The sequence below is a fragment of the Nocardiopsis suaedae genome (assembly GCF_027706745.1).
In the GTDB taxonomy this organism is placed as follows: Bacteria; Actinomycetota; Actinomycetes; order Streptosporangiales; family Streptosporangiaceae; genus Nocardiopsis_A; species Nocardiopsis_A suaedae.
This window is the reverse complement of record NZ_JAQFWP010000023.1, coordinates 58096-80633: the sequence shown is the minus strand read 5'-3', so window position 1 is coordinate 80633 and position 22538 is coordinate 58096. Positions and strand designations below refer to the sequence as shown.

The 22538-nt window shown below is 72.8% G+C and carries 24 protein-coding genes and 1 pseudogene; 9 read left to right on the top strand and 16 right to left on the bottom strand.

What is annotated here, in order from left to right; genetic code table 11:
- Nucleotides 1-120: 120 nt before the first annotated feature.
- The 6 genes and pseudogenes from urtA to O4U47_RS14095 all read left to right on the top strand — a co-directional run bounded on the left by urtA (nt 121) and on the right by O4U47_RS14095 (nt 6011).
- On the top strand, nt 121-1329 hold the full coding sequence (gene urtA / locus O4U47_RS14120; RefSeq protein ID WP_270678302.1) for an urea ABC transporter substrate-binding protein: 1209 nt from the start codon (nt 121-123) through the stop codon (nt 1327-1329).
- Between the two features lie 131 nt (nt 1330-1460).
- The gene (gene urtB / locus O4U47_RS14115; RefSeq protein WP_270678301.1) at nt 1461-2345 is read left to right on the top strand and encodes an urea ABC transporter permease subunit UrtB; all 885 of its coding nucleotides are present in this window, start codon (nt 1461-1463) and stop codon (nt 2343-2345) included.
- A complete protein-coding gene (urtC, locus tag O4U47_RS14110) occupies nt 2342-3481 on the top strand; it encodes an urea ABC transporter permease subunit UrtC (protein ID WP_270678300.1) in 1140 nt (379 codons plus the stop codon). Before urtB ends, urtC begins: the two co-directional genes overlap by 4 nt.
- Nucleotides 3478-4272, top strand: a complete 795-nt coding sequence (gene urtD, locus O4U47_RS14105) for an urea ABC transporter ATP-binding protein UrtD (protein ID WP_270678299.1) — start codon at nt 3478-3480, stop codon at nt 4270-4272. The genes urtC and urtD overlap by 4 nt, the downstream gene beginning before the upstream one ends.
- Nucleotides 4265-4957: an ATP-binding cassette domain-containing protein gene (locus tag O4U47_RS14100; protein ID WP_270678298.1), complete on the top strand. Its 693-nt coding sequence runs from the start codon at nt 4265-4267 to the stop codon at nt 4955-4957. Before urtD ends, O4U47_RS14100 begins: the two co-directional genes overlap by 8 nt.
- 102 nt (nt 4958-5059) lie before the next feature.
- A pseudogene (locus tag O4U47_RS14095) lies at nt 5060-6011 on the top strand (AraC family transcriptional regulator).
- On the opposite strand, the gene O4U47_RS14090 reads toward O4U47_RS14095, so the two are convergent.
- Together O4U47_RS14090 and O4U47_RS14085 are read right to left on the bottom strand one after the other, a co-directional pair.
- Nucleotides 5995-6288 carry a DUF397 domain-containing protein gene (locus tag O4U47_RS14090; protein WP_270678297.1) on the bottom strand — a complete coding sequence of 98 codons (294 nt, stop codon included), beginning with the start codon at nt 6286-6288 and terminating at the stop codon, nt 5995-5997. The pseudogene O4U47_RS14095 and the gene O4U47_RS14090 overlap by 17 nt on opposite strands.
- Complete coding sequence (locus O4U47_RS14085; protein ID WP_270678296.1) at nt 6281-7090, bottom strand: helix-turn-helix domain-containing protein; 810 nt, start codon at nt 7088-7090, stop codon at nt 6281-6283. The genes O4U47_RS14090 and O4U47_RS14085 overlap by 8 nt, the downstream gene beginning before the upstream one ends.
- A 230-nt stretch (nt 7091-7320) precedes the next feature.
- On the opposite strand from O4U47_RS14085, the gene O4U47_RS14080 reads away from it, so the two are divergent.
- Entirely contained in the window at nt 7321-7785 is a 465-nt protein-coding gene (locus O4U47_RS14080; protein ID WP_270678295.1) for a hypothetical protein, read from the top strand.
- Nucleotides 7786-7907: 122 nt separating this feature from the next.
- Here the strand turns inward: O4U47_RS14080 and O4U47_RS14075 are convergent, their stop codons facing one another.
- Nucleotides 7908-8756 carry an NAD(P)H-binding protein gene (locus tag O4U47_RS14075; protein WP_270678294.1) on the bottom strand — a complete coding sequence of 283 codons (849 nt, stop codon included), beginning with the start codon at nt 8754-8756 and terminating at the stop codon, nt 7908-7910.
- A gap of 183 nt (nt 8757-8939) precedes the next feature.
- Between O4U47_RS14075 and O4U47_RS14070 the strand changes: the two genes are divergently transcribed.
- Nucleotides 8940-9539, top strand: a complete 600-nt coding sequence (locus O4U47_RS14070) for a class I SAM-dependent methyltransferase (protein ID WP_270678293.1) — start codon at nt 8940-8942, stop codon at nt 9537-9539.
- Nucleotides 9540-9635: 96 nt separating this feature from the next.
- Here O4U47_RS14070 and O4U47_RS14065 read toward each other — a convergent pair whose 3' ends face one another.
- The 12 genes from O4U47_RS14065 to dacB form a co-directional block, all read right to left on the bottom strand.
- A complete protein-coding gene (locus tag O4U47_RS14065; RefSeq protein ID WP_270678292.1) occupies nt 9636-10487 on the bottom strand; it encodes an NmrA family NAD(P)-binding protein in 852 nt (283 codons plus the stop codon).
- A 182-nt stretch (nt 10488-10669) separates the two neighbouring features.
- Nucleotides 10670-11227, bottom strand: coding sequence for a DUF3180 domain-containing protein (locus O4U47_RS14060; protein ID WP_270678291.1), 558 nt, complete (start codon nt 11225-11227; stop codon nt 10670-10672).
- A 3-nt stretch (nt 11228-11230) separates the two neighbouring features.
- Entirely contained in the window at nt 11231-11719 is a 489-nt protein-coding gene (folK, locus tag O4U47_RS14055) for a 2-amino-4-hydroxy-6-hydroxymethyldihydropteridine diphosphokinase (protein WP_270678309.1), read from the bottom strand.
- A 38-nt stretch (nt 11720-11757) separates the two neighbouring features.
- Nucleotides 11758-12156, bottom strand: a complete 399-nt coding sequence (gene folB, locus O4U47_RS14050) for a dihydroneopterin aldolase (protein WP_270678290.1) — start codon at nt 12154-12156, stop codon at nt 11758-11760.
- The gene (locus tag O4U47_RS14045; RefSeq protein WP_026123213.1) at nt 12153-12611 is read right to left on the bottom strand and encodes a nuclear transport factor 2 family protein; all 459 of its coding nucleotides are present in this window, start codon (nt 12609-12611) and stop codon (nt 12153-12155) included. The genes folB and O4U47_RS14045 overlap by 4 nt, the downstream gene beginning before the upstream one ends.
- Complete coding sequence (folP, locus tag O4U47_RS14040) at nt 12608-13522, bottom strand: dihydropteroate synthase (protein WP_270678289.1); 915 nt, start codon at nt 13520-13522, stop codon at nt 12608-12610. Before folP ends, O4U47_RS14045 begins: the two co-directional genes overlap by 4 nt.
- A 24-nt stretch (nt 13523-13546) precedes the next feature.
- On the bottom strand, nt 13547-14149 hold the full coding sequence (folE, locus tag O4U47_RS14035) for a GTP cyclohydrolase I FolE (protein ID WP_270678288.1): 603 nt from the start codon (nt 14147-14149) through the stop codon (nt 13547-13549).
- Nucleotides 14146-16245 (bottom strand): ATP-dependent zinc metalloprotease FtsH, encoded by a 2100-nt coding sequence (gene ftsH / locus O4U47_RS14030; RefSeq protein ID WP_270678287.1) that lies wholly within the window; start codon nt 16243-16245, stop codon nt 14146-14148. The genes folE and ftsH overlap by 4 nt, the downstream gene beginning before the upstream one ends.
- A gap of 222 nt (nt 16246-16467) precedes the next feature.
- The gene (hpt, locus tag O4U47_RS14025) at nt 16468-17022 is read right to left on the bottom strand and encodes a hypoxanthine phosphoribosyltransferase (protein ID WP_270678286.1); all 555 of its coding nucleotides are present in this window, start codon (nt 17020-17022) and stop codon (nt 16468-16470) included.
- 64 nt (nt 17023-17086) lie between these two features.
- Nucleotides 17087-18055, bottom strand: coding sequence for a tRNA lysidine(34) synthetase TilS (gene tilS, locus O4U47_RS14020; RefSeq protein ID WP_270678285.1), 969 nt, complete (start codon nt 18053-18055; stop codon nt 17087-17089).
- Nucleotides 18052-19137, bottom strand: coding sequence for a zinc-dependent metalloprotease (locus O4U47_RS14015; RefSeq protein ID WP_270678308.1), 1086 nt, complete (start codon nt 19135-19137; stop codon nt 18052-18054). The genes tilS and O4U47_RS14015 overlap by 4 nt, the downstream gene beginning before the upstream one ends.
- A 132-nt stretch (nt 19138-19269) precedes the next feature.
- Nucleotides 19270-20607 (bottom strand): D-alanyl-D-alanine carboxypeptidase/D-alanyl-D-alanine endopeptidase, encoded by a 1338-nt coding sequence (dacB, locus tag O4U47_RS14010; protein WP_270678284.1) that lies wholly within the window; start codon nt 20605-20607, stop codon nt 19270-19272.
- Nucleotides 20608-20717: 110 nt separating this feature from the next.
- Between dacB and O4U47_RS14005 the strand changes: the two genes are divergently transcribed.
- Complete coding sequence (locus O4U47_RS14005) at nt 20718-21248, top strand: inorganic diphosphatase (RefSeq protein WP_270678283.1); 531 nt, start codon at nt 20718-20720, stop codon at nt 21246-21248.
- 192 nt (nt 21249-21440) lie between these two features.
- Here O4U47_RS14005 and O4U47_RS14000 read toward each other — a convergent pair whose 3' ends face one another.
- Complete coding sequence (locus O4U47_RS14000; RefSeq protein WP_270678282.1) at nt 21441-22079, bottom strand: RNA polymerase sigma factor; 639 nt, start codon at nt 22077-22079, stop codon at nt 21441-21443.
- Nucleotides 22080-22538 lie beyond the last annotated feature (459 nt).

The following is a 22538-nucleotide window of genomic DNA, read 5'->3' as shown; positions in this document are numbered from 1 at the left end:
GCGAGCCGGGCGAACCAGCCCACATGCACGGAAACCGACGCGTAACGGAGGCGCCCTTCCCGGGAAACAGCCGCCGTTCACACTCCCCGGAGCAGGACCGCGACATCGGGGAGGAAATCGGTGCGAAGACGAACGTTCCTGGCGGCCGCCCTGGCCGGTACCGGAGCGGCGCTCACCGGCGGCTGCGCCCCCTCCGGGCCGGGCGTCACCCGGGACACGGTGCGCGTGGGCATGCTCCACTCGCTCTCCGGGACCATGGCCATCAGCGAGGTCACCGTGCGCGACGCGGTCCTGCTGGCCGTGGAGCGCGTCAACGCCGCCGGCGGGGTGCTCGGGCGCAGGATCGAGCCGGTCGTCGAGGACGGCGCCTCCGACGAGGTCACCTTCGCCGACAAGGCCCGCAAACTGCTGATGAGCGACCGCGTCGCCGCGGTGTTCGGCGGTTGGACGTCGGCGTCCCGCAAAGCGATGCTGCCGGTGTTCGAGGCCGAGGACGGCCTGCTGTTCTACCCGGTGCAGTACGAGGGCATGGAGTCCTCCCCGAACATCGTCTACACCGGCGCGACGACCAACCAGCAGATCGTCCCCGCCCTCGACCACCTGCGCGGACAGGGGCACACGCGCATCCACCTGGTCGGCAGCGACTACGTCTTCCCGCGCACCGCCAACCGCGTCATCTCCGCCTACGCCGAGGCGCACGGCATCGAGATCACCGGGACGGACTACACCCCGCTCGGGCACACCGAGTACACCACCGTCACCGCCAAGATCGCCCGCGCGCGCCCGGACGCGGTTTTCAACACCCTCAACGGCGACTCCAACGTCGCCTTCTTCAAGCAGCTGCGCTCCAGCGGCATCACCGCCGACGACATGCCGGTGCTCAGCGTCAGCGTCGCCGAGGAGGAGGTCGGCGGCATCGGCCCCGAGATCCTCGACGGGCACCTGGTGGCCTGGAACTACTTCCAGACCACCGACACCCCCGAGAACCGGGACTTCGTCGCGGCCTTCCAGGACGAGTACGGGCCGCGGCGCGTCACCTCCGACCCCATGCAGTCCGCTTACAACGCCGTCCACCTGTGGGCGGCCGCGGCGGAGGCCGCCGGGGGCTTCGACACCGGGGCGGTGCGCGAGGCGGCGGCGGGGCTGACCATCGACGCCCCCGAGGGCCCCGTCACCTTCGACGCCGAGTCCCAGCACCTGGCCAAGACCGCGCGCATCGGCCGGATCGGCGGCGACGGCGCCATCACGGAGGTGGCGAACTCGGGCGGGCCCATCACCCCCGACCCCTACCTGGCCGGATACGACTGGGCGGCCCCGATCCGCCCGTGAGGCCCGGCGGTCGGGCGGTCGGCAGGCTGGCCGACTGGCCGTGCCGCCCCCGGCCCCCTTCGCGCCCCCGGTCCGCCCTCCCCCGGCGGCACCCCGCAATCCGTTCCCTCGACCCCTGGAAGAAGGGACGCATGGACGCCCTACTCACGCAGTTGCCGATCGCCGCGGCCGTCGGCGCGGTCCTGCTCCTGGCGGCCCTCGGCCTGAACTTCACGTTCGGGCAGATGGGCGTCATCAACATGGCCCACGGCGAGTTCCTGATGGTGGGCGCCTACACCGCGTTCGCCCTGCAGGCCTGGGCGGGGCTCGGCGGCAGTGCCGTGCTCGTGGCGCTGCCCGTCGCCTTCGCGGTCACCGCGCTCATGGGCCTGGCCCTGGAGCGCGGGCTGATCCGGCACTTCTACGGACGCCCGCTGGACACCCTGCTGCTGACATTCGGGGTGAGCCTGCTGCTCCAGCAGCTCGCCCGGGACGTGTTCGGCGCGCCCAACGTGGACGTGGCCGCCCCCTCCTGGCTGGCCGGGGGCACCGGCGTGCTCGGCGTGTGGCTGCACCACTCGCGGCTGTTCATCATCCTGCTGGCGGCGGTCGCCGTCGTCGCGATCGCGCTGTACATCGGCCGGTCCCGCTCCGGGCGGTACATGCGCGCCGTGCTGCACGACCGCGACCTGGCCGCGGTGTCGGGCATCCCGGTGGGCCGGGTCGACGCGGCCACGTTCGCGGTCGGGTCGGGCCTGGCCGGCGTGGCCGGGGTGGCGCTGGCCCTCATCGGCCCGATCGGCCCGTCCATCGGCTCCTCCTACATCGTGGACGCGTTCCTGGTGGTCGTGGTCGGCGGGCTGGGGCAGCTGCGCGGCGCGGTCATCGCCGCCTTCGCGCTCGGGGCGCTCAACGCCTACAGCGAGCTGTGGACGGGCGCCAGCCTGGCCAAGGTCGTCGTCTTCGCCGTCATCATCGCGTTCCTGCAGGCCCGGCCGCAGGGACTGTTCTCCGTCAAGACGAGGGCCCTGGCATGACCGCAGCGAACCCCACCGAAACCGCCGCCGGATCCGTTCCCGAGGCCACCGACCGGAACGTGTCCACCGGACCCGCCGCGCGCGCCCGGCTCCTGTCGGGCGTCCCGCCCACGCTGCTGATCGGGGTGGCCGCCGCCGTCGTCCTGGCCGTCATGCCCCTGCTGCTCGACGAGTTCCGCCTCGGGCTGCTCACCCGCTACCTCTGCTACGCGATCGTCGCCGTCGGCATCGCCGTGGCCTGGGGGCGCGGCGGGATGCTCACCCTGGGGCACGGGGTGTTCTTCGGCCTGGGCGCCTACGCCATGGCCGCGCACATGACCCTGGCCGCGGCCCCAGACGGCGCCCTCCCCGAATTCATGGTGTGGAACGGGATCGGGTCCCTTCCCCTCCTATGGCAGCCGTTCCGGAGCCTGGCGTTCACCCTCGCCGCGGTGGTCGTCCTGCCCGGCGCGGTCGCCGCGCTGCTGGGGTGGGCGGTGTTCCGCCGCCGCGTCCGCGGGGCCTACTTCGCGATCCTCAACCAGGCGCTCGCCGCCGCCTTCGCGATCCTGCTGATCGGCCAGCAACACCTGACCGGCGGCTCATCGGGGCTGACGAACCTGCCCGTGCTCGCCGGGGTCGACCTGTCCACCGGCGCGGCGCGCACCGGCCTGTACTTCGCGGTGGCGGGGTTCCTGCTGGCCGTGTGGGCGGCCTACACCCGGCTGATGGACTCCCGCTACGGGTCACTGCTGGTCGCGGTGCGCGACTCCGAGGAGCGGGTCCGCTTCCTCGGCTACGACCCGACGTGGGTCAAGGCATCGGCCTACACGCTCTCGGCGGTCGCGGCGGGCGTCGCCGGGGCGCTGTTCGTGCCCGCGACCGGGATCATCACCCCCGCGCTCGTCGGGGTGATCCCCTCCATCCAGCTGGTGCTCATGGCGGCGCTCGGCGGCCGCCACTCGCTGACCGGCGCGGCGATCGGCGCGGTGGCGCTCGGCACCGCGGAGACCGCGTTCTCCGAGAGCTTCGCCGGGGGCTGGCTCTACCTGCAGGGCGCGCTGTTCGTCGCCGTGATCGCCCTGGCCCCGCGCGGACTCGCCGGGTTCGCCGAATCCCTCGCGTCCCGCCTCCCCTCCGTGAGGAGAAGCCGATGAACGCCCTGCTCACCGTTTCCGGACTGACCGTCTCCTTCGGCTCCTTCACCGCCCTGGACGGGGTGGACCTGGCCGTCGAGGAGCGCGAGCTGCGCTTCCTCATCGGCCCCAACGGGGCCGGGAAGACCACCCTGATCGACGTCGTCACCGGCCGGACCCGCCCCACGTCGGGCACGGTGCGCTTCGACGGCGCGGACACCACCGGCCTGGCCGAGCACCGAACGGTGCGGTCGGGCATCGGGCGCACGTTCCAGACCGCCGCCGTGTTCGACGCGCTGACCGTCGCCGACAACGTCGACCTCGCGGCCTCGTTCCGGCTCGCCCCGCACCGTCTGCTGCGCCGCCGCGACCGGGCGGACGTGCCCGAGGCGCTGGAGCGGGTCGGCATGGCCGACCTGGCCGAGCGGAAGGCGGGCGGGCTGTCCCACGGGCAGCGGCAGTGGCTGGAGATCGCGATGCTGCTGGCCCAGCGGCCCCGGCTGCTGCTCCTCGACGAGCCGGTGGCCGGGATGAGCGCCGCCGAGCGCGAGCGCACCGGGGAGCTGCTCGAAGAGATCGCGCAGGACACCACGGTGCTGGTGGTCGAGCACGACATGGAGTTCCTGCGGCGGCACGCCCGGACGGTGACCGTGCTGCACGAGGGGCGCGTGCTGACCGAGGGGACGCTGGAGGAGGTGCGGGCCGACGAGCGGGTGGCCGAGGTGTACCTGGGCCGGTCCGCGGCCGAGGACGGGCCCGAAGCCGGACCCACGTCCGGGCCCGCGGCCGAGAAGGAGACCGCCGATGCTTGAGGTGGACGGGGTCTGCGCCGGGTACGGGCGCGCCCAGGTGCTGTTCGACGTCTCCGTGCGCGCCGAGAGCGGTGCGGTGACGTGCGTGATGGGCCGCAACGGGGTCGGCAAGACGACGCTGCTCAATACGGTCGCGGGGCTGCTCCCGGCGACGGCGGGGCGCGTCGTCCTCGACGGTGCGGACATCACTCGGGCGCGCCCGCACCGCAGGGTCCGGGACGGGATCGGGTACGCGCCCCAGGGGCACGGCACGTTCGCGCCCATGACGGTGGCGGAGAACATCTCAGTCGCGCGCGAGGCGGCCGGCCGGGCGGGCCCCGAGGCGGTGGAGGAGGCGCTGGAGCTGTTCCCGCGCCTGCGCCCCCTGCTGGACCGGCGGGCCGGGTTCCTGTCCGGCGGGCAGGCCCAGCAGCTCGCCATCGCCCGCGCGCTGGTGACCGCGCCGAAGCTGCTGGTGCTGGACGAGCCGACGGAGGGCATCCAGCCGTCGATCGTCGCCGAGATCGAGGAGGTGATCCGCACGGTGGCCGAACGCGGTGTGGCGGTGCTCCTCGTTGAGCAGTACATGGACGTGGCACTGCGCCTGGCGGACGAGGTGGCGGTCATCGACGCCGGCCGGGTGGTGCACTCGGGTCCGCGCACGTCCCTGGAGGACGGCGAGGCCCAGAAGCTCATCGCGATCTGACCCCGCCCCGTCTTGTTGATCTCGGGGAAGTCGGGCTTATGGCGGCCCTCTTAAGCCCGACTTCCCCGAGATCAACGAGGGGGCGCCCCATAGGGTGCCTCCATGGACGTGTTCGATGAACTCCTCCGCGGCGTGCGCGGGCAGGGCGCGGTGTTCGGGCGGTCGGCGCTGCGTCCGCCGTGGTCGCTGCACTTCACCGATGAGGCCTACCTGACGCTGGTCATCCCCATGCGCGGATCGGTGTGGATCCTCACGGAGGACGGGGCGCGGCGCCGGGTCGTGGAGGCCGAGGCGGCGATCGTGCGCGGGCCCGCCCCGTTCACGCTCACCGACGACCCGGACGCGGACCGGTCGGCGGTGCGGCGGGAGGTGCGGTGCCTGTCCGACGAGGGGGCCGCCCCCGGCGGTGAGGAGGGTCCGGACGACCTCCAGGCCGAGACCGTGGTCCTCGCCGCCGCGTACGACGTGCGCGCGCAGGTGCCGCAGCGGCTGCTCCAGGTGCTCCCGTCCGTGCTCGTCGTCCCGGACGAGAACGAGGAGTGCAAGACCATGCGGGCCTACCTGGAGATGCAGCTCGTGTGCGGGCGGCCGGGGCGGCAGATCGTGTTGGACCGGCTGTTGGACTGGCTGCTGGTGTGCACCCTGCGGGGGTGGTTCGAGCTGTCGGAGGCCGAGTCGCCGAACTACTACCGGGCGCTGAGCGACGACGTGGCGGGGCCCGCGCTGCAGGCGATGCACGAGGACCCGGCGCACGCGTGGACGACGGCGTCGCTGGCGGCGCGCGCGGGGGTGTCACGGTCGACGTTCGCCAAGCGCTTCGCCGAACAGGTGGGCGAGGGCCCCATGGCGTACCTGACCGGCTGGCGGATGACGCTGGCGGCGGACCTGCTGCACCGACCGGACATGACGGTCGCGGCGGTGGCCCGGAGGGTGGGGTACGCGGACGCGTTCGGCTTCAGCGCGGCGTTCAAGCGCGTCCAGGGGGGTGAGCCCCACCGCCTACCGGCAGGCGGCGGAGGCATCACCGGAGGAGGCGGTCATCCCCGTCGGATGACGTGGAGGAGGGCCGCCCACTCAGAGGCGGGGAAGGAGAGGTGCCCGAGGTCGCGATTGCGGGTGTCACGGACGGCCGTCGTGGGGCCTTCGGCGACCTCGACGCAGTCCTGGTGCACGCCGCCGCTGTAGGAGGACTTGTGCCAGTGGTGCGCGACCTCGACGCACTCCTGATGCCCCCCTTTGCTGTGGGAGGACTTGCGCCACTGCAGTGCGACCTCGATGCAGCTCCCGCTCCCGCCGCTGTAGGAGGACTTGTGCCAGTTCTGCTCAGTCATCCTTCAACCCTTCCAGCACCTCACGAACACGATCGAGCGAGGCGCTCGGCTTGTCGGCCTCTGCCTGGATATGTCCGAACCTCAGCCTGAATTCTGCCACCACAGCGGCGTCGTCGACGAACTGCCCCTTGTACGCGGACTCCGTGTAGATCACCGCCGGACCTGCTTGAGGCGTCAGGACCTTGAACGGTCCGACCAACCCCGGATGTCCGCCTGGTTGAACGACTTGAAGACTGATTCGCCCCTCCGCCGCGACCGAGACCAGATGCTCTAGCTGCTCTCTCATCACAACACGGTCATCCACCGGTCCACTCAAGACCGCTTCACTCACCACAGCGACCATGAACGGGGAAGACCTCTCCAGGAAACGCTCCCCTCGTTCGCAGCGAATACGGGCGCCTTCCTTGACCCGTTCGATCGGCAGCCACGGAGAGATGGCCTTCATGACCATCAGTGCGTACTGCTCTGTCTGCAATAGAGACGGTATGAGCTGGTTCTGGAACTCTTGGATGGAGACGGCCTCCTGCTCCAGCTCCGACAGCCTCCCCAGCCAGGCGAGGTGACCTGACTGGTTGAGCTCGGTCCACAGGCGCTTCAGCTTGCCGCCCGTCTCCAGTGTGGAGTCGAGAAGCTGAAGGTTCTCGTGCGAAGGGCGCCGAACACCACGTTCCAGGTTCGAGATCGCCGTCCCGCCCACACCGAGCGCACGCCCCAGCGCCGATTGGGTCATACCCCGGGAGGACCGGAATTCCTGTAGTGCACGGCCCCACCGGATGGTGACGTCGTTGCCGACCTTGACCATGCAATCGAGTGTCACACACCGGCCGCTACTCGCGGGGCGATTCCACAGTTTTCGTCCACAACTCCACACTTGTTGCTCGGACTTGTCATGGCCCCACTGCTTTTCACCGATGATCCACTGCACCTGGATCGGCATTTCGCCTGGTGAGACCTTGCTTCATACACGAAGAGCCCTCGCGACGGCAGCCACCGTCCGAGGGCGTGGCCATCACCTGAGCAAGAGGTGACGACATGTCCCAGGGTATCCACCACCGCGACTCGGACCGCTTCCCGGTCCTCCTCAACCTCCTGGCGATGATCCTCCTCCTCGCCTGCCCCGCCCTTCTCGCGCTCCCCTCGCCCAACCCGCACCAGCCCCGGCACGCACGCGGCCTGTGCCCCGCCCCGGAGCAGCCGGAGCAGAAGGCGATCGCCCGCGCCTCCGCCCCCACCGCTCGCCGCTCGACGCACACCCGCTCCCCCGACCCCGATGTCCCGCCCGACTACGACGCCTTCCTCCTCGTCCACCACACCCATCGCGCCGACTGGTGCCTCAGCTACCGGTCGACCGTCACCACCCCCTACCTCGCCACCAACCGCATCGACCCCGAGATCACCGTCGCCGCCACCACGCTCGACGCCCTCGACTCCGCCCTCACCTCCTTCCAGCGCCCCTTCCACGTCCGCCCGTACATCGACTGCGTCCGCTCCTGGTGAGGCGACCACCCATGCACGAGCTCCATGAAGCCGCGTAACACCGCATGAACGCGCCGCGCGCCCGGGTCCACGGGGGACCGGGCGCGCGGTGTGGGCTCGGGGCGCTGCCTCGGGGTGGGCGGTCACCCCTCCCAGGCGCCGGACTTCGCCGCGTCGTCGGCGAAGGCCGCGAAGTCGCGGGGCGGGCGGCCCAGCGCGCGCTCGACCCCATCGGCGATCACCGCGTCCCCGCTCGTGCGGATCGGGGTCAGCGCGTTCGCCCAGACGGCCGCATCCTCTGCGGGCACCCCCACCCCGGCGAGCATCTCCGTGAAGCCCTCCACGGTCACGTCCGCGAACCGGGCCGGTCGGCCGGTCGCGCGGGAGATCTCGGCCAGCGCGTCGGCGACGCCGAGCGCCCGCGGCCCGGACAGCTCGTACTCCTGCCCGTCGTGCCCCTCCTCGGTCAGTGCCGCCACGGCCACAGCCGCGATGTCGTCGGCGTCCACGAACGCCGCGCGGCCGCCCCCGACCGGCAGGGCCAGCTCCCCCGCCACGACCCCATCGCGGAACAGGCCCTCACTGAAGTTCTGCGCGAACCAGGCCGGCTTCAGCACCGTCCAGGCGGCGCCCGACGTGCGGACGGCTCGCTCGCCTGCGAGGTGGCATTCGGTGATCACCGACTCGGGCCCGAAGTAACCGGGCACCTCCACGCCCCGCGCGGACAGCAGGACCAGGCGCTCGGCCCCGGCCGCGACCGCCTGCCCCACCAGGGCCGGCGTACGCGAGGGGGGCACGTCGAGCGGGGTGATGAAGGCGGCCCGGACACCGTCGAGCGCGGCCGCCCAGGTGCCGGGGTCGTCCCAGTCGAAGTGAACCTCGGACCGGCGCGACGCCGCCCGCACGGGGACGCCCTCGTCGCGGAGGGCGGCGACGACGCGCCTGCCGATCGTTCCGGTACCGCCGATGACGAGAACAGGTCGAGTATCCATGGATCCATCGTCGCGATGTGGGCCCCCCGATCCCATGCGTGCGCGTATCGGCCCCATGTGCGTCCGTCTGCGCGGGGCCCCTCCGTCCCACGCCGGTTGCCGCTTCGGCAACGGCGTTTGCCTTCACCGCGGACGCGGGACCACATTGGCGGTCGACGACGTACGGGGGAAGGGACGGGGAACATGGACGCGCAGACCTGGGACGAGCGGTACAGCAGCCAGGAGCGGCTGTTCAGCGGGAACCCCAACGGGGTGCTCGTCGACGAGGCGGAGGGCCTACCGCCCGGCCGCGCGCTCGACCTCGGGGCCGGTGAGGGTGCCGACGCGCTGTGGCTGGCCGACCGGGGCTGGCGGGTCACCGCCGTGGACATCTCCCAGGTGGCGCTGGACCGCGCGGCCGCCTCCGGCGGCCCCCTCGCCGAACGGGTGGCCTGGACCCGAGCGGACGTGACCGCCGATCCCCCGCCGCCCGGCCCGTTCGACCTGGTGTCAGCGCACTTCTTCCCGCTGCCGGTCCAGGAGGGGCACACCGCCCTCAAGGCGCTGCTGGAGACCGTGGCCCCCGGCGGGACGCTGCTGTACGTCGGCCACTGCGCCGACGACTTCGGCCCCCAGCAGTGGCGGGAGATCGACGCGACCGCCTACTACTGGCCCGCCGATGTCGCCGAGGTCCTCGGCGACGAGTGGACCATCGAGGTGAACGAGATCCGCCCGCGCCCCGCTGTTCCCGAAGGGGCGCACCACACGCGCGACACGGTCCTCAGGGCGCGGCGCACGGGGTAGCCGCCGCACACCGACGCGCCCGGCCGGTGCGGTCCGGGGCCATCCGTCCTGGCTCCGGGTGCACCGGCCGGGCGCGTTCCGCCGACCAAGTCAGGCTCAGGCCCACACACCGGTTTCGGCGGTGCGGCGCACCCACTCATGGAAGTCGGCGGCCGGACGCCCCAGCGCGCGCTGCACACCGTCCACGACGTCGGCCGTGTGCCCGTCGCGGTGCAGTGCGAACATCGCGTCGAGCAGCGAGGCGAACTCCTTCGGGATCCCCTGGGCGAGGAGTTCGCCGACGTACTGCTCCGGGGTCAGCTCCTCGAACCGGACCTCGCGCCCCGCCGCCTCCCCGATGGCCCGCGCCGCCTCCGCGAAGGTGATCGCCCGCGGCCCGGACAGCTCGTACACCTGCCCGTCGTGGCCGTCCCCGGTCAGCGCCGCCACGGCGACCGCCGCCACGTCCTCGGCGTCCACGAAGGGCTCGGGGACGGTGCCGATGGGCAGCGCCAGCCGCCCGGAGCGGACCGGCTCCAGCCACAGGTCCTCGGTGAAGTTCTGGAAGAAGTTGTTGGGCCGGATCAGCGTCCACGCGGCCCCCGATCCCCGGACCGCCTCCTCGGCGGCGGCCATGCCCTGCCCGAAACCGGGCCCCGAGTGCTGGATGCCGTGGCCGGAGAGCACGGCGAACCGCTCGGTCCCCGCCGCGACCGCCGAGGCGACGAAGTCGCCGATGGGCGCGGGGTCCTCGGGGGCCACCAGGTAGACCGCGCGCACGCCGTCCAGGGCGGGCCCCCAGGTCCCCGAATCGGTCCAGTCGAAGGCGACCTCGCTGGAACGCGACGCCGCGCGGACCGGGACGCCCGCCTCACGGAGCCGCCAGACCACCCGGCGGCCGGTCTTGCCGGTGGCCGCGAGGACGAGGATGTCGCCGTCAGTGCTGAAGATGCCGTCGTCGTTCGTCATGCCTCGATCCAAGCGCGCGGCGGCCGCCGGGCACATGGGCGAGCGTGCGGCCCGCATACGCGTCCGTCCGGAGTCCGTCCAGAGGGCCTGCCCGTGATGATCTCGACGAAAGTGCTGTCAAAACCGCAGGAATGACAGCACTTTCGTCGAGATCATCGGCAGGGGGGCGGGGGACCGCGCCGCTACGCCCGGCCCGGTTCGCCTTCGGAGTCGTCGTCGGGGACGCGGCAGGCCCACTCCAGGAACACCGCCGCCCCGAACAGCACGATCCCCGCGGCCATCGTGCCCAGCGAGGTGAAGAAGTCCTCTCTGGGCAGCGGGGTCTGCAACCGGCCGCCCAGGTACACCGCCATGCCCGCGAACACCCCCACGACCAGGGACGCGACCAGCGCGCTCGCCTTGGCCAGGGCCACCAGCCGCGCCGCGCTCAGCGGCTCGACGGGCTCGGTCCCCGGGTCCCGGCGGATGCGGCGGCGGGTGTGGTACCCGGTGATCGCCTCACCCACCGCCAGCAGCAGCAGGGTCGGCACCGCCGTCCACGGCAGCGGGGGCAGCTCACCGTAGAACGCGGCCACCAGCGGGTAGGCCGCCAGCGCCGAGGCGACCGCCACCGCGATCGGCACCTTCCACCCGATGGGGTGCATGCGCCGCTCGTCGTCGGGGCCGCCGGGGCCGCCCCGCCCCCGGCCGGAGCCGGTGTCCGGCTCGTCGCGGCCCCACTCCTGGTCGTCGTGGGACACGGTTCAGACCCCCCGCCCCGGGAGGACCAGTTCCAGGTCGTCCCGGCGGTCCGCCTCCTGGTCGGCCACGGCCGCCAGCAGATCCGCCACCGGGCCGCGGCCCGGAAGCACGGCGCCCGGGTCGGCGTCGGCCCAGGGGCGCAGCACGAACGCGCGCTCGTGCGCCCGCGGGTGCGGCAGCGTCAGGTCGGGGTCGCCGCTGAGCTCACCGCCCAGCGCGATGATGTCCACGTCCAGGGTGCGCGGCCCCCACCGCACCTCCCGCACCCGGTGGAAGCGCTTCTCCACCTCCTGGGTGCGGGCCAGCAGCCCGTGCGGGGCCAGGGCGCACTCGGCGACCAGCACCGCGTTCAGGTAGGGCCCCTGCTCGGGACCGCCCACCGGCGCGGTCTCGTACACCGGGGAGACCGCGGCCGCCTCCAGCCCGGGGGCGGACCCGGGGCCGGTGAGCGCGTCCACCGCCCCCTGCAGCGTGGCCATCCGGTCGCCCATGTTGGACCCCAGGGCCAGCACGGCCGTGCGCGCCGTCCTCACTCGGCCCCCCTGACCACGGTCACCGAGACGTCCTCGAAGGCGTGCGGGATGGGCGCCGACGGCTTGTGCACCGTGACCTCCGCGCGCCGCACCGGCTTCTCCTCCAGGCAGACCCGGGCCAGCCGCTCGGCCAGCGCCTCCAGCAGGTTCACCGGTTCCCCGGTGACGACCTCCACCAGGCGCGAGGCCAGCTCCCCGTAGTGCACCGTGTCGGCGACGTCGTCGCTGGCCGCGGCCGGGCGGGTGTCCACCTCCAGCACCGCGTCCACCACGAAGTCCTGGCCCTCGCGGCGCTCGTGGCCGTAGACCCCGTGGTAGCCGTAGGCCCGCAGGCCGCGCAGGGCGATCCGGTCGCCCCGCGCGGCCGCGGTGTCGATGTCGGTGTCCTGGCTCATTCGGCGGGTGCGCCCCCCTGCTCGCCGTCCTCCTCGTCGTCCGGCATCACCGGGGAGGCGTGGTGCGACCACAGCCGCCACCCCTGCGGGGTGTGCACGAACATGTTGGTGGTGACCACCTGGCCGCCCGCGACGAACCCGGGGCTGCCGTCCTCGGCGGTGAGCACGTTCTCCTCGCACGTCACCATGGCGACGTCGCCGCTGACGCCGATATGGGTGTCGGTGAGCACGTACTGGATGTAGGGCACGTTCGCCATGATCAGCGCCCAGGCGCGCAGGATCTCGGCGCGGCCGCGCAGCAGCGGCCAGCCCGGGTTGACGCACACCAGGTCGGGGGCCTCGTCCTCCTCGGCCCAGACCCGGTGCATGGCGTCGATGTCGCCGTTCTCGATGGCGCCGTAGAACTGCGCGTTGGCCTCGGCCACGCGCTCCATGACCTCCTGGCGGGACCTCACCGGCCGCTCCCGCCGCGGCCGACCGCGTCGGCGCGGCCCTCGTCCAGCAGGGCGCCCCCGGTGCGCCAGGCGGCGGCCACCCGCACCGCGTCGGCGCTGGGACGCACGTCGTGCACCCGCACGCACCAGGCGCCGTTGGCGGCCGACAGCGCGGTGAGCGCCAGGGTGGCGTCATCGGATTCGGAGAACGGGCGGTCGTGGCCGTCGGCGTCGGCCAGCAGTCTGCCGAGGAACCGTTTGCGTGAACCGGCGATCAGCAATGGGCGTCCCAGATCGTCGAAGCGGTCGAGGTGCGCGAGGAGCTGCCAGTTGTGGGCCTCCTCGGGCCTCTTGGCGAAGCCCAGCCCGGGGTCGAGCACGATCTGCGCGGGGTCCACGCCCTCGTCGACCATCGCCTCCATGCGGTCCCGCAGTTCATCGTGGACCTCGGCGACCACGTCGGTGTAGACCGCGCGCCGCTGCATGTCGTGGCTGTGGCCGCGCCAGTGCATGAGGACGTAGGCCACCCCGGCCTTGGCGACCAGCGGCGCCATGGACGGGTCGGCCAGTCCTCCGCTGACGTCGTTGACCAGGACCGCCCCCGCCTGTACGGCGTGGTCGGCGACCTGCGCGCGCATCGTGTCGATGCTGACGGCGACCCCCTGCCGGGTCAGTTCCCGCACGACCGGGACGACCCGGCGCAGCTCCTCGTCCAGCGAGACCCGCTGGGCCCCGGGCCGGGTGGACTCGCCGCCGACGTCGACGATGTCGGCCCCCTGCGCGGCCAGTTGCAGGCCGTGCTCGACGGCGCGGCCGTGGTCGAACCACCGGCCGCCGTCGGAGAAGGAGTCGGGGGTCACGTTGACGACCCCCATCACCAGGCAGCGCTCCCGCCGGGGGAGCCCCGGGAGCCCGTATGTCGTCGACGCCATGCCCTCACCCTACGAGAAGCGGGGTCAGCGGTGGCCCAGGATGAGGCTCATCGCCTCCGCCCGCGTGCGATCCCGGTTGCGGAAGTCGCCGCGGACCGCCGAGGTGACGGTCTTCGCGCCGGGCTTGCGCACACCGCGCATGGTCATGCACAGGTGCTCGGCCTCGATCACCACGATGACCCCGCGCGGGTCCAGGTGCTCCATCACCGCGTCGGCCACCTGGGTGGTGAGCCGCTCCTGCACCTGCGGGCGGCGGGCGTACACGTCGACCAGCCGGGCCAGCTTGGACAGCCCGGTGATCTGCCCCTTGGCGTTGGGGATGTAGCCCACGTGGGCGCTGCCGTAGAACGGCACCAGGTGGTGCTCGCAGGTGGAGTACAGCTCGATGTCCTTGACCAGCACCATCTCCTCGTGCTCGGCCTCGAACACCGTGGTGAGCACGTCCCCGGGCCGCTGGTGCAGCCCGGAGAACTGCTCGGCGTAGGCGCGGGCCACCCGGGACGGGGTGTCCTGCAGCCCGTCCCGGTCCGGGTCCTCGCCGATGGCCAGGAGGATCTCCCGGACGGCCTTCTCGATGCGCGCCTGGTCGATGCCGTCCTCGGGCGGGCGGTCGGGCAGTGCGGTCACTCCCCGTCCCCTCTCTGCTCGTCACCGCCGACGGCCGGGTCCTGCCCGTTGCGGGTGTCCCGCCCGTCGTCGTCACCGTGGCCCGCACCGTGGCCGGACCGCTCGGCGGCGCCCTCGGCCCCGCCGGTGTAGTCGACCTGGCCGTTGCCGGACACCAGGTCCTCCACGTCCTGCGGGCCGAGCAGGGCCAGCTCCTTGGGCGTCTTGATCGGGGGCCGGCCCGAGGGCTGGCGCTTGCCGTAGCCGGTGAAGGAGCCGCGCGAGGGGCGCTTGCGCACCGGCGCGAAGATCTCCAGGACCTCCTCCTTGGAGACCGTCTCCTTGTCCAGCAGGTGCAGCACCAGGTCGTCCAGGACGTCCCGGTACTCCACGAGCACCTCGAAGGCCTCGTCGTGCGCGGACTCGATGAGGCGGCGCACCTCCTCGTCGATGAGGGAGGCGATCTCCTCGGAGTACTCGCGGGCGTGCGACATCTCCCGGCCCAGGAACGGCTCGGTGTTGCCGGAGCCGAACTTGCGGGCGCCCAGGCGCTCGCTCATGCCGTACTCGGTGACCATGTTGCGGGCCAGCGAGGTCGCCTTGTCGATGTCGTTGGCGGCGCCGGTGGTGGGCTCGTGGAAGACGAGCTCCTCGGCGGCGCGCCCGCCGAGCATCATGGCGAGCTGGTCCATCATCTCCGAGCGCGAGGTGAGGAACTTGTCCTCGGTCGGCAGGGACATGGTGTAGCCCAGGGCGCGCCCGCGCGGCAGGATGGTGACCTTGTGCACCGGGTCGGCGTTGGGCAGCGCGTGGCCCACCAGGGCGTGGCCGCCCTCGTGGTAGGCGATGACCTTCTTCTCCGCGTCGCTCATCACCCGGGTCTTGCGCTCGGGCCCGGCCATGACGCGGTCGATGGCCTCCTCCAGGGTGGCCATGTCGATGAGGTCCTTGCCGGCGCGGGCCGACAGCAGGGCGCCCTCGTTGACCACGTTCTGCAGGTCGGCGCCGGTCATCCCGGGGGTGCGGCGGGCGACCACGTCCAGGTCGACGTCGTCGGCCATGGGCTTGCCCTTGGCGTGCACCCTCAGGATGCCCTTGCGGCCCTCCATGTCCGGGCGGTCCACGACGATCTGGCGGTCGAAGCGGCCCGGGCGCAGCAGCGCGGGGTCGAGGATGTCGGGGCGGTTGGTGGCGGCGATGAGGATGACGCCGGTCTTGACGTCGAAGCCGTCCATCTCCACCAGCATCTGGTTGAGGGTCTGCTCCCGCTCGTCGTGGCCGCCGCCCATGCCGGCGCCGCGGTGGCGGCCCACGGCGTCGATCTCGTCGACGAAGATGATCGCCGGGGCGTTCGCCTTGGCCTGCTCGAACAGGTCGCGCACGCGGGAGGCGCCGACGCCGACGAACATCTCGACGAAGTCGGAGCCGGAGATGGAGTAGAACGGCACCCCGGCCTCACCGGCCACGGCGCGGGCCAGCAGGGTCTTGCCGGTGCCGGGCGGGCCGAAGAGCAGCACGCCCTTGGGGATCTTGGCGCCCATGGACTGGAACTTGGCGGGGGTCTGCAGGAACTCCTTGATCTCCTGCAGCTCCTCGATCGCCTCGTCGGCCCCGGCCACGTCGGCGAAGGTGCTCTTGGGCGTGTCCTTGCTGATCAGCTTGGCCTTGGACTTGCCGAAGTTCATCACCCGGGAGCCGCCGCCCTGCATCTGGTTCATGATGAACAGGAAGATGGCGATGATGATGACCAGCGGCAGGAAGCTGAACAGCAGCCCCGTCCAGATGCTCTCCTGGGGCACCTCGACGTCGTAGGAGTCCAGCTGGCCGTCCTGCTCCAGCTCGCCGAGCCGGTCGGCGATCTGCCGTCCCTGGTCGCCGACCCAGTAGGCCTCGTAGACCTCGCCGTCGTCGGTGGTGACCTCGACCCGCTGCTCCTTGTCGACGAGCTTGGCGTTGTCGATGTCGCCGTCGTCGATCAGCTGCATGACCGTCGAGGTGTCTTGCTTCTCCGGGCCGGAGCCGCCCCCCAGACCGGTGAAGTTGAAGACGGCGAAGAGGATGACGCCGATGGCCAGAATGTACAGCCACGGCCCGCGGTACAAACGCTTGAGATTCATCTATACGGAACCCCGCTGGGTCCGTCCCTCCTGACCAGGCGGCCTCTGCCCCGACACGGCGTTAGGGCACCGGGTCGGAAACGGGACCTATCGGACACGTAATTCCAGTAATCTATGCCGGGGTGACCGACGCTACACCCCGCCCGTGATCGGTCGCACTGCTGCGACGCGCCGTCATGACGGCAACGCGCGCACCGCCCGAGATGTTCCCGGCGCCGCCGGTCACCGCTCGTACACCTGCGGCGCGAGGGTGCCGATGAAGGGCAGGTTGCGGTACTTCTCGGCGTAGTCGAGCCCGTACCCGACGATGAACTCGTTGGGCAGGTCGAACCCGATGTACTTGACGTCCAGGTCGACGTCGAAGGCCAGCGGCTTGCGCACCATCGTGCACACCTCCACCGAGGACGGGCCGCGCGAGCGCAGGTTGCCCACCAGCCAGGACAGCGTCAGGCCGGAGTCGATGACGTCCTCGACGATGAGGACGTTGCGGCCGGAGATGTCGGCCTCCAGGTCCTTGAGGATGCGCACCACGCCCGAGGACGTGGTCCCGGCCCCGTAGGAGGAGACCGCCATCCAGTCCATCTCCGCCGCGTGGGACAGCCCGCGGGCCAGGTCGGCCATGACCATGACGGCGCCCTTGAGCACCCCCACGAGCAGGAGGTCCTTGCCGGCGTAGTCGGCGTCGATCTCGGCCGCGAGCTCCTTCAGCCGCGCCTCGATCTGCTCTTCGGTGACCAGCACCTTCTCCAGGGCGTCACCCATGTCCTTGGCGTCCACGCTCGTACGTCCTCGCTGCTCGGATCGCGGTCCTTCGGAACGCAACCAGGATAAACGGGCGAAGTCATCCGAACTCCAAGGCTCCGTCCGAGCGCCGCGCGCCGCGGCCTCCGGGCAGGTCGACGCGGGTCTGGCCGCGCCACTCGGACACCAGGCGGTCGACCTCGGCGACGTGCCGCGCGTTCAGCGCGCCCGCCGGGCACCCCGCCGCCACGGCGGCGCGGCGCAGCACCCGCGTGCGCACGGCGCGCGGCAGCTCCTCAAGGGTGCGCACGTCCAGGCGTCCGCCGCCGAGGTCGGCCGCGCGCGCGGCGTCGGCGGCCCAGCGGTCCAGCGCGTCGGCGTCGTCACGGAGCAGGTCGGCGGTGCGGGCGAGCGCGGGGGCGACGCCGGGGCCGATCTCCTTCTCCAGCGCGGGCAGCGCCGCGTGGCGCACACGCGCGCGGGCGAAGGCGGGGTCGGCGTTGTGCGGGTCCTCCCAGTGCGGCAGCCCCATCGCGGCGCAGGCCTCGCGCACCCGCGCGCGCTCCAGGCCCAGGAAGGGCCGCACATAGCGGCCTGTGCGGGGCGCCATGCCGGACAGCGACCGCGCGCCGGACCCGCGCGCCAGCCCCAACAGCACGGTCTCCGCCTGGTCGTCGGCGGTGTGGCCGAGCAGGACGGCCGCCGCGCCGGTGCGGTCGGCGGCCTCGTCCAGAGCGTCGTAGCGCGCGCGGCGGGCGGCGCCCTCAGGCCCGCCGTCGCGGCCCACCCGGACGGCGGCACGCTCCACGGGGTCCAGGCCCAGGCCGCGCATCGCGTCGGCGACCTGCCCTGCGCGCTCGGACGAGCCCGCCTGCAGCCCGTGGTCGACGGTCACCCCGCCGACGCGCAGCCCCATCCGGGGCACGGCGAACGCCGCCGCCCCGGCCAGGGCCAGCGAGTCCGCCCCGCCGCTGCAGGCCACCAGCACCAGGGCGCCCTGCTCCTGCCCGGACAGCGCGCGGCGCACCGCGCGCCGGACCTCGGCGACCGCGGGGGGCGGCCCGCTCACGCCTCCCGGGCCGGGGCCCCCGGCCCGACGACGCGGGCGATCCAGGACTCCGGGTCGCGGATCTCGGCCATGGTGGGCAGCGTCTCGGGGGACTCCCAGACCTTGTTGAAGTCCTCCATGCCGACCTGGGCGACGACCTTGCGGACGAAGACCGCGCCCTCCTCGTACTGCTTCATCTTCAGGTCGAGGCCGAGGAGCTGGCGGATGATGCGGTCGATGCGGTTGGCGCCCTCGCGGCGGCGCTGGAAGCGGCGGCGGATCGTGGCCACCGACGGCACCACCTCGGGCCCGACCGCGTCCATGACGTAGTCGCCGTGGCCCTCGGCCAGCGTCATCACCGCGGTGATGCGGTCCATGACCTCGCCCTGGGCCTCGCTCTGAAAGGCCTGGATGAGGCTGCCCTCGCCGCCGCGCACCACCTCGGCCACGGCCTCCCCCGCGGCGCGCAGCCGGTCGAGGAAGGCGGCGGCGTCCATCTCCGAGGAGAGCAGCAGGTCCTGCATCTGCTCCTGCACGTACCCGCGCAGCCAGGGGGTGGAGCTGAACTGCATGCGGTGGGTCTCCTCGTGCAGGCAGACCCAGAGCCGGAAGTCGCGCGGGTCCACGTCGAGCTCGCGCTCGGCCTGCACGATGTTGGGCGCCACCAGGGTCAGGCGCCCGGCGGGCGCGTTGCCGTCCGGGTCGGGCGGCAGGAAGAGCTCGTACTGGCCGAGCACCCGACCGGCCAGGTAGGACAGCACCGCGCCGAGCTGGGCTCCGGTGACGCGCGAGCCGACGGCGGTGGTGAGCGCGCCGGCGGTGCCGGCCGCGGCGCGCTCGGCGCCGAGCCGGTCGAGGATGGGTTCCAGCACGGTGCGGAACCCGTCGACGTTGGCGCGGATCCATCCCGGGCGGTCGACGATGACCGCCGGTCCGGCCGGTTCCAGGGGGTCCATGCCGGTGAACTCGCGCACGTGCCCGCGGGCCTCCTCGGACAGCTCCCGGAGCTGGGAGACGGCCTGCCGGGCGTCGGCGAGGTCCACCTGGGGGCCAGGGCGCACGAGGCGGATCCCGGTGTTGACGGCTACGTCCCAGTCGATCACAGTCACGCCCTCACCGTACCCGCGAGGATCCGAGGCAAGGCGGTGCGCGCGGATTTTCCGGGTTTCCTCAGGGACGGCCCCTCAGGCGCCGCTCAGGGGCGCTCCGCGGCCCGGTCGCGGCTCGGCTGCGGCTCAGGAGCAGCCGCAGGAGGCGACCGCCGCGGCCAGCAGGTCCAGGCTCGACCCCGAGGCCTGGTCGCCGCTGGACATGAAGGCGAACACGAGCAGCCGCCCGTCGGCGTCGTAGACCGTCCCGGCCAGCGTGCTCACTCCGCTGAGCGTGCCGGTCTTGGCGCGCACCACCCCGGCGCCCGCCCCGGAGCCGCTGGAGTCGTCGTAGCGCCCGGCGAGGGTGCCGCTGAAGTTGCCGGTGGGCAGGCCGCTCAGGACGTAGCCCAGGTCGGGGCGCTCCGGGTCGGAGGCGGCCAGCAGCATGTCCGCCAGGGCGTGCGGGGAGATGCGGTTGTCCACCGACAGGCCGCTGGCGTCGGCCAGCTCCACCCCGCCGACGCCGAGCCGGTCCAGCACGGCGGTCATGGCCCGGGACCCGCCCTGGAAGGACGGCTCCTCCCCCTCGGCGATGGCGGTCTGGCGTGCCAGCGCCTCGGCGACGTTGTTCTCGCTGGCCAGCAGCATCTGCTCGGTGAGCGCCGAGATCGGCGGGGAGGAGACCGAGGCCACGGGGTCGGCGCCGTCGGGGGCGGTGGCCGGTTCCGGTCCCCCGCGCACCTCCACGCCCTCGTCGCGCAGGGCGTCGGCGAAGGCGTCGGCGGCGGTGCGCGGCGGGTCGTCCACCCGGTCGCCGTACTTGGCGTTCCGGTCCTCCCGGCCGCCGTCGATCATCAGCGCGTGCACGGGGGCGACGGAGCCCTCCCAGACGTAGTTGTCCTTCCAGCCCGGGCCGGTGGCGGGGCCGGGGTAGAGGGTGTCGTCGTAGCCCAGGTCGACGGCGCCGACGCCCTGGTCCTCCAGGGCGCGGGCGGTGCGCTCGGCGAGCCGGTCCAGGGTGGCGGGCTCCGGGTAGGTTCCGGGGTCGGCGTCCCGGGTGAGCGTCGGGTCCCCGCCGCCGACGAGGATGAGGCGCTCGCCGTCGAGGACCGCGTCGGTGGCGATGCGCCGGTCGGGCCCGGCGGCCTCCAGGACGGTCAGCGCGGTGGCGATCTTGGTGGTGGAGGCCGGGACGGCGCCCCGGTCGGCGTCCCGGTCGAAGAGGCCCTCGCCGGTGGCGGCGTCGGCGACATAAGCGGAGAGTCCCTCACCCAGCCCGGAGTCGGACATGGGATCATCGAGGTGGTCCGCCAGGCGGCCGGGGTCGACCGGGTCGGCTCCGGGCAGGTGGGCGGCCGTCTCCCGCTGTGCGTGCGCGACAGGGTAGGGCACCGCGGGCAGGGGCCTCGACGCGACCAGGTCCGCCACGACGAACCCCGCCACCAGCACGAATATGGTGAGCATGGCCAATGCCAGGAGCACACCGGACCGTATCGTCCCCAACTCCGCCACCTGCCTTCCTCCTGGCTCCGCCGCCGCGTGACCGCTGGTACAGACAAGCGACACTAGTCGTAAGGGAAGCCGAGAACAGCATGAAATTCGACGTCACCATCGAGATCCCCAAGGGCGAGCGGAACAAGTATGAGATGGATCACGAGACGGGGCGGATCCGTCTCGACCGCATGCTGTTCACGTCCACGAGCTACCCCGCCGACTACGGGTTCATCGAGGGGACGCTGGGCGACGACGGCGACCCGCTGGACGCCCTGGTCCTGCTGAAGCAGCCCACGTTCCCGGGGTGCCTGATCCGCTGCCGCGTCGTGGGCATGTTCCGCATGCGCGACGAGGCGGGGGGCGACGACAAGCTGCTGTGCGTGCCGGCGACGGACCCGCGCATGGAGCACATTCGTGACATTCACCACGTCAACGAGTACGAGCGGCTGGAGATCGAGCACTTCTTCACGGTCTACAAGGACCTGGAGCCGGGCAAGTCGGTCGAGGGCGCCACGTGGGTCGGCCGCCACGAGGCCGAGCAGGAGGTCCTCGCGTCGGTGACGCGCGCCGAGGAGAAGGGCGCCCACGGGGACCGGTCGCACATCGACCTCGAAGACCAGGAGTCCTGAGCGGACCCGTCCGAGGTACCCGCCGAGGGGCCCATGCGCCGCGCGCACGGGCCCCTGCTTCTTTTCCGGGGCATCCCCAGGCGTGTCGCCCGGTTTCGCCGGTGATCGTCCGCTGTGCGGCGGAACCGCCGGACATGCGGTGGAATCGCCGGATACGCGGCGAACCCGCCGTGCCGGGGGCGTCCGGCCGCGTCACCGGGAGGCCATCGGGGGCACCCCCATCCAGGTGGGAACGCGCTCGGTGTCGGCGCGGGTGTAGACGTAGACCGCCAGCACCACCAGCAGGACGGCGCAGGCGGCCACGGCCAGGCGGGGCAGGAGCGCGCGCACCCGGTCACGGCCGCGGCGGGACGGCGGCACGGGGAAGCCGTCCGCGTCGAAGGCGTCGGCCCGGTCGGCCACGTGCTCACGGTGCCCGTCCAGGCCGGGGCACAGGGCGCCGCTGAGAACGCGCAGCCGCAGGCCGGGGGGCGGGTCGGCGAACGGCTCCCCGCCCCGGTCCCCGCTCCGGGGGTCCGGAGGCTCGGGCCGGGGGTCCGGACACTCCAGGTGGGCGGCGGCCGGTTCGGGCAGGCGGTGGTGTTCGCATTCGGCGCGGGCGACCGCCAGCAGCCATTCGCGCAGCCGCCCCGCGTCGTCGAGGCGGTGGATGTGGGCCCCGGCGACGATGAAGGTGTCGCGCAGGGCGGCCTGGGCGGAATCGGGGTCCCGCAGGAAGGCCCGGCACGCCCGGTACAACTCGTCGCCGTAGGCGTCGAAGAGGCGGGCGTAGGCACAGGCCTCGGACGGTCGACTGGATCTCAGGGCGAGGGCAAGGTCCCGGTCCATCATGTGACAGGAATCTACGGCCCATGCGCCCCATTGAGGAGACTTTCGACGAAAAACGCCACGAAGGCCTGATTTCCGCTCCTTTCCCGCACCCTCTGGCCACACCCGCCTCCAGAGCGCGCGCGAACGAGCGGGTGAAGCCCCCACGTCGGCGGCGACGGGGAGAGCCGACGCGACGGGGGCAGGAACCGACGCGACGGCACGGAAGGCGCCCCACTCCAGGGCCCCACCGGGGCACCGGGCCTCTGGAGCACAAGGGGGACGGCGACGACGAGGGTCGGCGGCCCTACCTGTTGTTCTGTCGGCTGCCGGGTGTGTGCGTGGTCACCGTGTTTGGCGGCGACGGCGGAGGCGGAGCGGTTCCCCGGCCCTGCCTGCCGTCCGCCCGCCCCCTCGCGGTCCGGGCGGGCCCCGGCTTCCGTCGGTGCCGTCCCCCGGGGCCGACGGACGGTCCCGTCGGCC

What these genes read in the sequence shown, in the direction of transcription:
- urtB (WP_270678301.1), top strand. Translation starts at nt 1,461, where the DNA reads ATGGACGCCCTACTCACGCAGTTGCCGATCGCCGCGGCCGTCGGCGCG.
- urtC (WP_270678300.1), top strand. Translation starts at nt 2,342, where the DNA reads ATGACCGCAGCGAACCCCACCGAAACCGCCGCCGGATCCGTTCCCGAG.
- urtD (WP_270678299.1), top strand. Translation starts at nt 3,478, where the DNA reads ATGAACGCCCTGCTCACCGTTTCCGGACTGACCGTCTCCTTCGGCTCC.
- O4U47_RS14100 (WP_270678298.1), top strand. Translation starts at nt 4,265, where the DNA reads ATGCTTGAGGTGGACGGGGTCTGCGCCGGGTACGGGCGCGCCCAGGTG.
- O4U47_RS14090 (WP_270678297.1), bottom strand. Translation starts at nt 6,288, where the DNA reads ATGACTGAGCAGAACTGGCACAAGTCCTCCTACAGCGGCGGGAGCGGG.
- O4U47_RS14085 (WP_270678296.1), bottom strand. Translation starts at nt 7,090, where the DNA reads ATGGTCAAGGTCGGCAACGACGTCACCATCCGGTGGGGCCGTGCACTA.
- O4U47_RS14080 (WP_270678295.1), top strand. Translation starts at nt 7,321, where the DNA reads ATGTCCCAGGGTATCCACCACCGCGACTCGGACCGCTTCCCGGTCCTC.
- O4U47_RS14075 (WP_270678294.1), bottom strand. Translation starts at nt 8,756, where the DNA reads ATGGATACTCGACCTGTTCTCGTCATCGGCGGTACCGGAACGATCGGC.
- O4U47_RS14070 (WP_270678293.1), top strand. Translation starts at nt 8,940, where the DNA reads ATGGACGCGCAGACCTGGGACGAGCGGTACAGCAGCCAGGAGCGGCTG.
- O4U47_RS14065 (WP_270678292.1), bottom strand. Translation starts at nt 10,487, where the DNA reads ATGACGAACGACGACGGCATCTTCAGCACTGACGGCGACATCCTCGTC.
- folK (WP_270678309.1), bottom strand. Translation starts at nt 11,719, where the DNA reads ATGGGCGACCGGATGGCCACGCTGCAGGGGGCGGTGGACGCGCTCACC.
- folB (WP_270678290.1), bottom strand. Translation starts at nt 12,156, where the DNA reads ATGAGCCAGGACACCGACATCGACACCGCGGCCGCGCGGGGCGACCGG.
- folP (WP_270678289.1), bottom strand. Translation starts at nt 13,522, where the DNA reads ATGGCGTCGACGACATACGGGCTCCCGGGGCTCCCCCGGCGGGAGCGC.
- ftsH (WP_270678287.1), bottom strand. Translation starts at nt 16,245, where the DNA reads ATGAATCTCAAGCGTTTGTACCGCGGGCCGTGGCTGTACATTCTGGCC.
- O4U47_RS14005 (WP_270678283.1), top strand. Translation starts at nt 20,718, where the DNA reads ATGAAATTCGACGTCACCATCGAGATCCCCAAGGGCGAGCGGAACAAG.
- O4U47_RS14000 (WP_270678282.1), bottom strand. Translation starts at nt 22,079, where the DNA reads ATGATGGACCGGGACCTTGCCCTCGCCCTGAGATCCAGTCGACCGTCC.